At 33.5% G+C, this 12812-nt stretch carries 9 protein-coding genes; all 9 read right to left on the bottom strand.

Annotation, left to right across the window (positions count from 1 at the left end; translation table 11 throughout):
* Window positions 1-2 precede the first annotated feature (2 nt).
* The 9 genes from truB to HMPREF2658_RS03560 all read right to left on the bottom strand — a co-directional run bounded on the left by truB (window position 3) and on the right by HMPREF2658_RS03560 (window position 12798).
* The gene (gene truB / locus HMPREF2658_RS03600; protein ID WP_000282307.1) at window positions 3-920 is read right to left on the bottom strand and encodes a tRNA pseudouridine(55) synthase TruB; all 918 of its coding nucleotides are present in this window, start codon (window positions 918-920) and stop codon (window positions 3-5) included.
* A 169-nt stretch (window positions 921-1089) separates the two neighbouring features.
* Window positions 1090-1440: a 30S ribosome-binding factor RbfA gene (rbfA, locus tag HMPREF2658_RS03595; protein ID WP_000097322.1), complete on the bottom strand. Its 351-nt coding sequence runs from the start codon at window positions 1438-1440 to the stop codon at window positions 1090-1092.
* A 386-nt stretch (window positions 1441-1826) separates the two neighbouring features.
* A complete protein-coding gene (gene infB, locus HMPREF2658_RS03590) occupies window positions 1827-3944 on the bottom strand; it encodes a translation initiation factor IF-2 (RefSeq protein WP_000043642.1) in 2118 nt (705 codons plus the stop codon).
* 4 nt (window positions 3945-3948) lie between these two features.
* Window positions 3949-4266, bottom strand: a complete 318-nt coding sequence (locus HMPREF2658_RS03585; RefSeq protein ID WP_070854202.1) for a YlxQ family RNA-binding protein — start codon at window positions 4264-4266, stop codon at window positions 3949-3951.
* Entirely contained in the window at window positions 4263-4547 is a 285-nt protein-coding gene (rnpM, locus tag HMPREF2658_RS03580) for an RNase P modulator RnpM (RefSeq protein WP_000727423.1), read from the bottom strand. The genes HMPREF2658_RS03585 and rnpM overlap by 4 nt, the downstream gene beginning before the upstream one ends.
* Window positions 4548-4567: 20 nt before the next feature.
* The gene (nusA, locus tag HMPREF2658_RS03575) at window positions 4568-5743 is read right to left on the bottom strand and encodes a transcription termination factor NusA (protein WP_000097463.1); all 1176 of its coding nucleotides are present in this window, start codon (window positions 5741-5743) and stop codon (window positions 4568-4570) included.
* 20 nt (window positions 5744-5763) lie between these two features.
* Window positions 5764-6231: a ribosome maturation factor RimP gene (rimP, locus tag HMPREF2658_RS03570; protein ID WP_070854201.1), complete on the bottom strand. Its 468-nt coding sequence runs from the start codon at window positions 6229-6231 to the stop codon at window positions 5764-5766.
* Window positions 6232-6520: 289 nt separating this feature from the next.
* Window positions 6521-10831: a PolC-type DNA polymerase III gene (locus HMPREF2658_RS03565; protein WP_078064710.1), complete on the bottom strand. Its 4311-nt coding sequence runs from the start codon at window positions 10829-10831 to the stop codon at window positions 6521-6523.
* Window positions 10832-11094: 263 nt separating this feature from the next.
* Window positions 11095-12798, bottom strand: a complete 1704-nt coding sequence (locus HMPREF2658_RS03560) for a proline--tRNA ligase (RefSeq protein ID WP_000814089.1) — start codon at window positions 12796-12798, stop codon at window positions 11095-11097.
* Window positions 12799-12812: the final 14 nt, after the last annotated feature.

Genomic DNA, 12812 nt, shown 5'->3' with positions numbered 1-12812 from the left:
CTTTAATTAAAGACTTTTTTAGGTTTAATTTCTGATTCTTTTGTAGGGTGTACCATATAAATTGCTAATACTTTTTCTGAATCATCATCAATAAATACAATTTGGTCTTTAATTTTGTTATCAAATTCATTTTTATTAAATTTCTGCCCATTTAAAATACGTTTTTTTATGTGCGAATCTTTAATTTTAATGCTTGGCAAACCCTTTAATCCATATTCTAAAGGAAATAATTTATTTTGCAATGAATCCTGCTCATGAAGTTCTTTTATTTGTTCTAATGTAAGGCTATCTTTCAACACAAATCCACCAGACTCGATTCGTGTTAATTTCGACATATGTGCGGGAAAGCCTAATTTCACACCAATATCAGTTGCTAGCGTTCTAATATATGTACCTTTACCACAGATGACGCGTATTTTAAAATGACACTCATTTTCTTTAAAATCTAATTCAGATATACGCCCAATGTCTTTAATATAAACTTTACGCTTTGGTCTTTCAACTGTTTCATTATTACGCGCATATTCATATAATTTTTTACCATTTACTTTGACGGATGAGTACATCGGCGGAATTTGTTCAATGATACCTTTAAAACTTTCTAACAATCGGTCAATATCGTCCTTATTAAAATCTGCTGAGTGTACACCTTTTGTTTCCAATGTATCACCCGTTTGATCTTCAGTCGTTGTGCTTCTTCCTATCGATACAGTTGCTTCATAAGCTTTGCCCATATCCATAACATAATCACTAACTCTCGTTGCATTACCTATACATACCGGTAACACGCCTGCAACTTCAGGATCAAGCGTACCTGTGTGCCCTATTTTTTTAGTCTTTAAAATTTTACGCAATTTGAATACGACGTCATGACTTGTTAAACCACGTTCTTTATATACTGGTAATATACCGTTATACATGTTGTCACCTTCTTTTTTAAAAATATATTTTAATAGCGTATTAACTGAATTTATCCATAAAAAAACTGGAAAATGTTAACTATTTCTACACATCTATGTATTAACTGTTTAATGTTAATATACCGATATTAAGAAATTATCAAACATTTTCCAGATATCTAACACTAAATTATCTATCTTGTTTGTGTAAATCTTGAATCATTCGTTCAATTTTATTACCATATTCGATTGATTGATCATATTCATACATTAATTCCGGCATAATACGTAATCGCATTCTAGAACCTAATTCAGACTTAATGAAGCCTTTTGCTTTATCAAGTGCTTTAAATGTATTTTCTACTTCTTTATCGTTACCTAATACAGTTAAAAATACTTTAGCCTGCGATAAATCATTTGTTAAAACAACATCTGTAATTGTAATAAAACCAACTCGAGGATCTTTGACTTTATTGTTGATGATATCCATTAATTCCTTCTTCATTTGTTCACCAACACGCTCTGCTCTCATACTGCTCATTCTTGTCACCTCTTTATCTTTAAGTTCAATTGTTATTTGCATTTTTTAGTGTAACAATGCTTAAACAATTATTTTAGCTCACACGTTATTTTAATAAATTAAACCTATAAAATCAAATAAAGTTTGCCGTAAGATAGGCATTTCAACAGAAAATTTTCCAATAATAGTCGACATTATATTTTGTCATTAAAAAGCATTCTAGGTCACCACAAAATTTTATACAAAAATCATGTCTATATAACGTAACTTTTAATAGTTAATTTATTCTAATAAAAATCCAAAAGCTAGTATCAAATATGCTCCCTATAAAGTAGACACTTAAAAAGTGCAATATTTATAGGGAGCATATCAATCTTAACTATACTTTTAGCTTGTAATTTATTTAATTAACGCTTAATTTCAACCATTTCAAATGCTTCGATAACATCGCCTTCTTTAAGGTCATTGTAGTTTTCAATTGTAATACCACATTCATAACCTTTTGCAACTTCCTTAGCATCATCTTTGAAACGTTTAAGTGTATCTAATTCGCCTTCATATTGAACAATACCATCACGAATAATACGTACACCAGCATTTCGCGTAATTTTACCTTCAGTAACATAACATCCAGCAATAGTACCAACTTTAGAAACTTTGAATGTTTGACGAACTTCAGCTTGTCCGATAACTTGTTCTTCAAATTCTGGATCAAGTAAACCTTTCATCGCTGATTCAATTTCTTCGATAACATTATAAATAACTCTGTGTAAACGCATATCAACATTTTCAGCTTCTGCAGCACGTTTTGCACCACTGTCTGGACGAACATTGAAACCAATGATAATACCGTTTGAGGCATTAGCAAGTGTTACGTCTGACTCGTTAATCGCACCAACCGCTGTATGAATGATACGAACATTTACGCCTTCAACATCAATTTTCATTAATGATGCAGCTAAAGCTTCAACAGAACCTTGAACATCACCTTTAATAATAACGTTTAAATCTTTCATTTCACCTTGTTTCATTTGTTCAAACAGGTTATCTAATGAAACATTTTTACTTTCTTGACGTTGTTGTACAATGCTTGCTTCGTGTCTTGATTCACCAATACGACGAGCTTGTTTTTCATCACTAAATACAACAAAGCGATCCCCAGCTTGTGGCACATCATTAATACCTGTAATTTCAACAGGCGTTGATGGACCAGCTGTTTTGATTCTTTGACCTAAGTCGTTAACCATTGCACGGATACGGCCGTAAGTATTACCAACTACAATCGCATCACCAACATTTAATGTACCGTTTTGTACTAATAATGAAGCAGAAGGACCACGTGATTTATCTAATTCAGCTTCGATAACTGTACCAACAGCACGGTTTTTAGGATTTGCTTTAAGTTCTTGAACTTCTGCAACTAATCCTATCATTTCTAATAAATCGTCGATACCATCACCACTTAATGCAGAAAGTGGAACGAAAATTGTTTCGCCGCCCCAATCTTCAGGAATTAAACCATATTCAGTTAATTCTTGCATAACTCGATCAGGATTTGAAGTTGGTTTATCAATTTTATTTACTGCAACAATAATTGGTACTTCTGCTTCTTTAGCATGGTTAATTGCTTCAATTGTTTGTGGCATAACACCATCGTCAGCTGCTACTACTAAAATCGTAATATCTGTTACTTGTGCACCACGCGCACGCATCGTTGTAAAAGCAGCATGTCCCGGTGTATCTAAGAAAGTGATTTTTTTGCCATCGTTTTCAATTTGATATGCACCAATATGTTGAGTGATTCCGCCTGCTTCACCTGCTGTAACTTTTGTATGACGAATTGAATCTAATAAAGTAGTTTTACCATGGTCAACATGTCCCATAATTGTTACAACAGCTGGTCTCTCAATTGCTTCTGGATCATCTTTTTCGTCTTCGAAGTAGATTGATAAATCTTCTTCATTAATCACAACTTCTTCTTCAACCTCAACGCCATAATCATCGGCAATTAATTCAATTGTTTCTTGATTTAATGATTGATTGATATTAGCAACAATACCAAGTAAGAATAATTTTTTGATAATTTCTGATGATTCAACATTTAATTTATCCGCAAATTCGCCTACTGTAATACCTTCTTGATATGTCACTTTTGATGGTATTTCTTTTGGAGCAGCTGGTTGACTTTGTGGTTTATTATTCTTGTTATTTTTCTTATTATTTCTATTATTCTTTTTATTGCCTTTGTTGCCTTTATTATTTTGTTGTTGATTCTTTTTGTTATCTTTTTGTTGCCCTTTATTTTGGTTTTGATTGTTTGATTTTTGGTGATTATTTTGAGTGCTTTGTTTATTGTCGTTCTTTTGTTCTTTTTTGAACTTTTTATCTAATGCTTTAATTTGGTCATCTTCCAAAGCTTGCATATGATTTGAAACCTCAATATTCATGCTTTTTAACTCATCTATAATCTCTTTACTCTTTAGATTTAATTCTTTCGCATATTCGTAAATTCTTTGTTTACTCATATAATCACTCCTTATGATATTCATCTATCATTGATAGCAACTTTTTAGCAAAGCCTGGGTCAGTAATCCCTACATTAACACGCTCACCTTTTCCAAGTGCTATTCCCAATTCATTTCGATTTCCAAACTTTCTGAATGGAACTTTGTAACTCTTACATTTATCTGTAATTAATTTAGCTGTATTATTAGACGCATCATTTGCAACAATAACGAGCTTCAAATTTCCTTTTTTAATTTCATTAACAATGACTGATTCACCTGTTTTTACTTTACCAGCTCTCATTGCTAATCCTAAAAAGTTTAATATTTGAACTATACTCATTTTGGGATCTCTTCTCTATAAATTAACCTAATAATTTCTTTGTAAACAGGATCCAATTGCTCTTTAGATGCTTTAAAATATTTTTCTAAAATTTCTTTTTGTTGTGCTTTTTCAACCATAGCAACATCTTTAGAAACATATGCGCCACGGCCTTGTTTCTTTCCAGTAACATCCGCAAAGATTTCGCCTTCTTTATTAACAACAACACGAATCATATCTTTTTTGGGATGCATTTCATTTGAAAGAATACATTTTCGCATCGGAATTTTTTTCTTTTTCATAGATACTTCACTCCAACCTATTATTCAGATTCTTTCTCTACATTTGTTTCAACTGAAACATCAGTTACCTCTTCGGTTGATTCTGTTGTGTCAGCATCTTCTAAAGCAACATCTTCTTCAGTTACTTTTTCAGCTTCAACTACTGGATAGATACCCGCTTCACGCGCATCTGTTTCTGATTTAATATCAATTTTCCAGCCGGTTAATTTAGCAGCTAGACGTGCGTTTTGTCCTCTTTTACCAATCGCTAATGACAATTGATAATCAGGAACAACAACTACTGTAGATTGATTTGTTTCATCAACAATAACTTCTAAAACTTGAGAAGGGCTTAAAGCATTTTTTACAAATACTTTTGGATCTTCATTCCATTGAACGATGTCGATTTTTTCGCCACCTAGCTCTTCAACAACAGCTTCAACACGCGCGCCTTTGGCACCAACACATGCACCAACAGCATCTATATCATTGTTTTCAGAGAAGACACTAATTTTAGAGCGATCACCAGCTTCACGTGCTACTGATTTAACAATTACAGTACCATCGTAAATTTCTGGAACTTCTTGTTCAAATAAACGTTTTAATAAACCTGGATGGCTACGAGAAACATAGATTTGAGGACCTTTTGTCGTTTGTTCCACTTTGTTAACATATACTTTGATACGTTCGTTAGGAATATATTTTTCGTTAGGACTTCTTTCTGCTTCAGATAAAACAGCTTCGATACGACCTAAATTCACATATACATAACGATGGTCAACACGGTCAATAATTCCAGTAAGTATATCTTCTTCTTTGTCTATAAATTCTTCAAATAAAATTTCACGTTCAGCATCACGAAGACGTTGCATTACTGCTTGTTTCGCTGCTTGAGCACCTACACGACCAAAATCTTTAGGTGTTACATCTTCTTCGTATATATCACCAATTTCATATGCAGGGTTTTTAACAAGCGCTGTACTTAAATCCACTTCATCTCTGTCGTCAAATACTTCTTCAACAACATCTTTACGAGCGATAACTTTGAAAGTACCTTGATCCATATTTAATTCCACACGGACATTTCTTGCACTATCATAATTCTTTTTGTATGCAGTAATTAAAGCTGCTTCAATAGCATCAATTAATACTGCTCTAGGAATCTTCTTTTCTTTTTCTAAATACTCAGTAGCTAATAATAATTCATTACTTGACACGTTTTTTCCTCCTCATCACGTTAAATCATAACTGCGTGACGTGCTTTTGCTATTTTGTCTCTCGGTATCTCTATATCTTTCGTTCTTGCTTTGATTTTAACTTGTACTACAATTGTTTCATTATTGACTTCTTGTAAAATGCCTAACCATTCCTTTTCACCTTCAATTGGTACATATAAAGAAACAAATACAGGTTTAGTTATTGCATTTTGGAAATCTTGTTCTTTTTTAATTGGACGTTCTGCACCAGGTGACGCTACATCTAAATAATACATTTCAGGAATAGGATCATTTGCATCCATAGCTTCACTTATTTTTTCAGAAGCTAGCGTACAATCTTTTAAATCTACGCCACCTTCTTTATCAATAGAGATTCTAAGAAAATGATCTCTACCCTCTTTGACATATTCAACGTCTACAAGTTCAAAATTCAAGTCTTCCATAATTGGTTTAACAATCACTTCTACTTGTTCTGTAATTTTACTCATACAGGCCTCCCTTTTTGGCAAATAGAAAAGAGCGGGAATCTCCCACTCTTCTGCCTGAGTTCACTAATTTTTAAGCAACTTAATTATAGCATAAGTTTATGCTTGAAACAAATGACTTCACTATTAATCAGAGATTCTTGCAAAAGTTTGTTCATTTACTTCACTATTACATTCGAATAGACTCGTAAGACGTTGAAAAGAAATACAGGCATAATTTTATGTCCGGCAACAATTTTGTATTTCTTTAACTACGCCATACGCATTAAATAAATACCTTGATTATTTCATTTTACATATCGAATATCGAAAGTTGAGCTTTATCTGGTAAATTCGGTAATGAGCCTAACTCATCTAAATACTCAATAATTTTCTGAGATAATCCAGCTTTTTTGTTTAAATCTTCTTTTGATAAAAATGGGCCATCGTCACGAGCTTCAACAATTCGTTTCGCAACGTTTTCGCCAAGCCCAGGCACTGATATGAACGGCGGAATAAGTGTATCGCCTTCAATGATAAATTCGAACGCCTGACTCTTTTCTAAACTAATCGGTTGCATTCGATAACCTCGATGCGCCATTTCATTCATAATTTCCAAGACTGTTAATACGTCTTTTTCTTTTTTACCTAGATCCATATAGCGAGAATACATGTCTTTTACAGTATTTCGAATGCTTGTTTTATCTTTAATCATCGTGATTAAATCAAAATCTGACGCACGAATTGTAAAGTAAGATGCATAGTAATAAAGTGGATGATGTACTTTGAAATATGCAATACGTACTGCCATTAAAACGTATGCTGCTGCATGGGCTTTAGGGAACATGTACTTAATTTTAAGACATGAATCTAAATACCAATCCGGCACTTCATTTTCTTTCATCGTTTCAATCATTTCTTCAGTTAAACCTTTACCTTTACGTACTGACTCCATTATTTTAAAAGCCATTGATGGTTCTAAACCAGCATACATTAAATAAACCATGATATCATCACGACAACCAATTACACTTGATAAATCACATATACCGGTTTTAATTAATTCTTGAGCATTACCTAACCACACATCTGTCCCATGAGATAATCCTGAGATTTGAACTAATTCAGAAAATGTTGTTGGCTTTGTATCTTCTAACATTTGACGCACGAATCCTGTACCGAATTCTGGTACCCCAAACGTACCTGTTTTACATAAAATTTCATCTTCAGTAACACCCAAACTTTCAGGTGTACTAAAAATCTGCATAACTTCTTTATCATCTACAGGTATTGTTTTTGGATCAATCCCTGATAAATCTTGAAGCATACGAATCATTGTTGGATCATCGTGTCCAAGTATATCAAGTTTTAATACATTATCATGAATAGAATGGAAATCAAAATGTGTCGTCATCCATGCTGAATTTTGATCATCGGCAGGATATTGTATCGGCGTAAAATCATAAATATCCATGTAATCAGGTACTACAATAATACCCCCTGGATGCTGTCCAGTTGTACGTTTAACACCTGTACATCCTTTAACAAGTCGATCTATTTCAGCGCCTCTTTTGTGGATGCCTTGATCATTCAAATAACCTTTAACATAACCAAAAGCAGTCTTTTCAGCAACAGTACCAATTGTACCTGCACGGAATACTTTATCCTCACCAAATAATACTTTTGTGTAGTTATGGGCATTCGGTTGATATTCACCACTAAAGTTTAAGTCGATATCAGGAACTTTATCTCCCTTAAATCCTAAAAATGTTTCAAACGGAATATCTTGTCCTTCTTTAATAAGTGGCGCTCCACAAGTTTCACACGTCTTATCAGGTAAATCGAATCCTGATCCTACTGAACCATCATTGAAAAATTCACTCGTTTTACAGTTCGGACAAATATAGTGTGGCGGTAACGGGTTTACTTCAGTAATCTCAGTCATTGTCGCTACAAAACTAGAACCTACTGAACCACGGGAACCAACTAAGTATCCATCATCTAATGATTTTTTAACTAAACGTTGCGAAATTAAGTAAATTACCGCAAATCCATTACCGATAATACTTTTTAATTCTTTTTCTAATCGATCAATTACGATTTGAGGCAGGTCTTCACCATACAATTTACGCGCATTTGCATAACTTAGTTCTCTAATTTCTTCGTTAGCACCTTCCATACGCGGTGTGTATAATTCATCTTTAATAGGAACAACACGTTCAATTCGATCTGCTAATTCGTTTGTATTTTTCACAACAATTTCATGCGCTTTTTCTTCACCTAAAAAATGAAACTCGTTTAACATTTCATCTGTAGTTCTAAAATGCGCTTCCGGTAAAGTTGAGCGATTAAGTGGATTGCCAGGTTGTGATGCTATTAAAATTTTACGTGCGATACCATCATGTTCAAACAAATAGTGTGCATTTCCTGTCGCAATAACAGGAATACCCGCTGTGTCACCTGCATGTATTAAACGTTGATAAATTTCATGTAATGTTTCAGTATCTCTAATAAGCTCTCTATCAATTAAATCTTGATAAAGTGCCGGTGGTTGAATTTCAATAAAATCATAATATTTGGCAATTTTTTCAACTTGGCTCTGGTCCTTCTGCATAACTGCCGTAAATAATTCACCTTCATCACACGCTGTACCTACCAATAATCCCTCACGATATTCATCTAACAATGAACGTGGAATTCGAGGTGTACGGTAGAAATACTTCACCAATGATGCACTTACAATTTTAAATAGATTTTTAAGACCTTGTTGGTTTTGTACAATTAATGTGACATGACTAGGTCTTGCACGTTTATATGCATCTTCATTACTGAGTTTTTTGTTAATTTCGTTATGATTTAATACGCCTAATTCTTTCATTTGTTGAACCATTTTTATGAAAATGTAAGCTGTTGCTTCTGTATCATAAATGGCACGGTGATGTTGCGTTAATTCTACGCCATATTTTTTAGCTAAGAAATTTAAACCATGTTTACCATATTCAGTATTAATCGTACGAGATAATTCTAATGTATCGATAACACCATTCGTAGATGGTCCAAATCCAAGACGTTCATATCCCGTGTCGATGAAGCCCATATCAAATGAAGCATTATGTGCTACGAATATCGCATCGCCAACCCATTCTTTAAATTCTGTAAGTACTTCTTCAATCTCAGGGGCATCTACTAACATATCATCAGTAATATGCGTCAAATTGATAATCGTTTCCGATAATCGTTCATGCGGATTACTAAACCTTTCAAACTTATCGATGATTTCGCCGTTATGAACTTTCACAGCTGCAAGCTCAATGATTTTATCATACTGATTTGATAAACCAGTTGTCTCGACGTCGAATACAACATAAGTAGCATCTTTTAATACGACATCTTGTGGTTTGTATGCAATCGGAACACCATCATCAACTAACATACCTTCCATACCATATATCATTTTAATACCATGTTTTTCCGCTGCTGCGTGAGCATCTGGAAATGCTTGCACAACATTATGGTCTGTAACCGCAATGGCTGGATGTCCCCAGTCTGCTGCCTGTTTAACATACGCACCAATATTTGGTATACCATCCATTTGACTCATTGCAGTATGCAAGTGGAATTCTACACGCTTTTCTTCAGCCTTATCTTTTTTTGTCGCTTTTTTAATCTCTTCAATATCAGACATCATCATAACTAAATCTCTAATAAATGTATCTTCTTCAATACGACCTTGAGCCCTAACCCATTTACCAACACTTAGCGCTTTAAAATGTTCTAAATCATCTTTGTTTTTACGAGTAAACATTTTTAAAACTAAAGAGTCCGTATAGTCAGTCACTTTAATTTCTACGATATGACGACCACTTTTAAGTTCTTTTAAGTTTATATCAAAAATGACGCCCTCTATTGCAACTTTATACTCTTCCTCAATAATAGATTCAATTGGTTTAATATTTTCAATTTGAATCGGCTTACCAATTTGACACTTATCGACAGCACTTTCGTTGTTATCTTGTTGTTTCGCTTTTTCAGCTTTCATTTTTTCAAGTTTCTCTGTTGCCAATCGTGCACTTTGTTCGTCTTCTTCTTGAATATGTGCTTCTAAAGAAGCTAAGTTTTGTTCTTGATCATTATCATTTGTTTCGAATATGATTTTATCGATATCAAAACCACAATTTCTAAACGCTTTGATAAGACTTCCATTGCATGCCTTATCAAAATGATTACGTTCAATGTCATTTGATACCATTACTTTTAATACTTTTCCAGACATAATAAGCTTTTTCTGTTTCAATTGACCTTTAACTTTTGGAGATAAAGCTGTTTGGTCAATACAGTGCCCAAAGTATTTAATTGCATGTTCATCTTGATTCGTGCCATTTGTTACCGTAAAACGACATGTAACGTTGGCGATATCTTTAAACTCTTGCTCTATTGCATTTAAAAATAATAAATAATCTTCATGAGCTAAGAATTGTGGTAATGTAATATGAAATTCCCATGTTCTGTTTTTGTTAGAAACATCTATACGTGTCAGTTCACCTGTATTTAAAATTTCAGCATCTAATTGATTTGAAATTTTAATTTGATCAGCAAGCACTTTAAATTTTTGTTGCTCTGTCATTGCCAAGACAATTACCACCTTAAATAGAAATTACTTTTACGTGTTCGAACAATATTTAGATTATGTAGGCATAGTAATGATAGAAAATTAAATGCTTTATATTTGGCTAATCATAATATTGTTAAAACAAATTTATCTTTAATTATACTATGTCTTCAGTCATTTTTCATCGAATAATCATTATATCAAAAATAATAAGAGCAGGACATAAGCATCTGATTTCTTTCAGCTTTTTCCTACTCTTATAATTCATTCGATCTTAATTATTTTAAGTTATCATATTTATTTGTAATGACAGTCATTAAGTCATCAATGTGAACTTCTTCGCTATCACCTGTTAAACGTTCTTTAACTTCTACAATACCTTCCGATGCACGTTTACCAACAACAATTCGCAGTGGTAAACCAATTAAATCAGCATCATTAAATTTGACACCCGCACGTTCTTGACGATCATCATACAACACATCAAATTTAGTATTAAATTCAGCATATAGTGCCTCCGCTAGTTCTCGTTGATCATCTTTCTTAGGATTAATAGAAATTAAATGTAAATCAAATGGAGTAACTGATTTAGGCCAAACAATTCCATTATCATCGTGATTTTGTTCAACAATCGCACTTAGCGTTCTAGAAATTCCAATACCGTAACAACCCATAATTAAAGGTTGGGCTTTTCCTTGGTTATCTAAGAATGTAGCATTCATTGATTCTGAATACTTAGTACCCAATTTGAATACTTGACCAACTTCAATACCTTCAGCAAAATGTGCAACGCCTGAACCATCACTTAACTTTTCGCCTTCTAAAATAAAACGGAAATCGCCATATTCATCAACGTTGAAGTCTCTACCTACATTTACATTAATTAAGTGATAACCATCTTCGTTAGCACCGACAACTAAATTATTTAAATCTTGCACAAAATTATCTGCATAAATTTTGATTTCTTTATCAATTACAGGACCTAGTGAACCAGGATTTGCACCAACTAAATTAACAATTTCGTCTTGTGTTGCGAGTTCAATATTATCTGTGCCGAAATAAGATTTTAATTTAATGTCATTAATTTCATGATGTCCACGCACTAAAACCATAATATATTCGCCATCAACTTTGAAAATCATCGTTTTAACGATTTCATCTACTGGTCTACCTAAGAAGTCTGCCAATTCTTGCGCAGTCTTTACATTTGGTGTTTCAATTTTTTCTAAAGGTTGCACAGTAGTATGCTTATGATTTGGTTCGTAAACGACTTCTGCTTTTTCGATGTTAGCAGCATAATCACTTTCTTTACTGTAAACGATTGTATCCTCACCGATAGCACTTAATGCCATAAATTCATGTGTATGGCTACCGCCAATAGCACCTGAATCTGCAACTACTGGTCTTGCGTTAATGCCAACTCTCTCAAAAATACGGCTATACGCTTGATACATATCTTGATACGTTTGATCTAATGATGCCTCGTCAGCATGGAATGAATATGCATCTTTCATAATAAATTCACGACCACGAAGTAAACCAAAACGTGGTCTCTTTTCATCACGGAATTTAGATTGAATTTGGAATAATGTCATCGGTAATTGTTTGTATGATTTCAATTCATTTCTTACTATTGATGTAACTAATTCTTCATGTGTTGGACCTAATGCAAATTGTCTTCCATGTCTATCTTGTAAACGCATTAATTCTGGGCCATATGCACCCCAACGTCCTGATTCTTCCCATAATTCAGCTTGTTGTAACGCTGGCATTAAAATTTCAACAGAATCGATACGTTCCATTTCTTGTCGCACAATTGCAGTAATATTATTTAACACACGTGTTGCTAGCGGTAAATAACTATAAATCCCACTTGTACTTTGCTTTATCAAACCCGCTTTCAATAATAAACGATGACTTTGTGCTTCTGCTTCTGATGGCACGTCACGCATCGTTGGTATAAAAACTTTGGATTGCTTCATAATTATTTATCCTC

Source organism: Staphylococcus sp. HMSC062H10, assembly GCF_001836945.1.
GTDB lineage: Bacteria > Bacillota > Bacilli > Staphylococcales > Staphylococcaceae > Staphylococcus > Staphylococcus aureus.
Note: the sequence above shows the minus strand (reverse complement) of the source record. Positions and strands in the feature narration are given on the sequence as shown.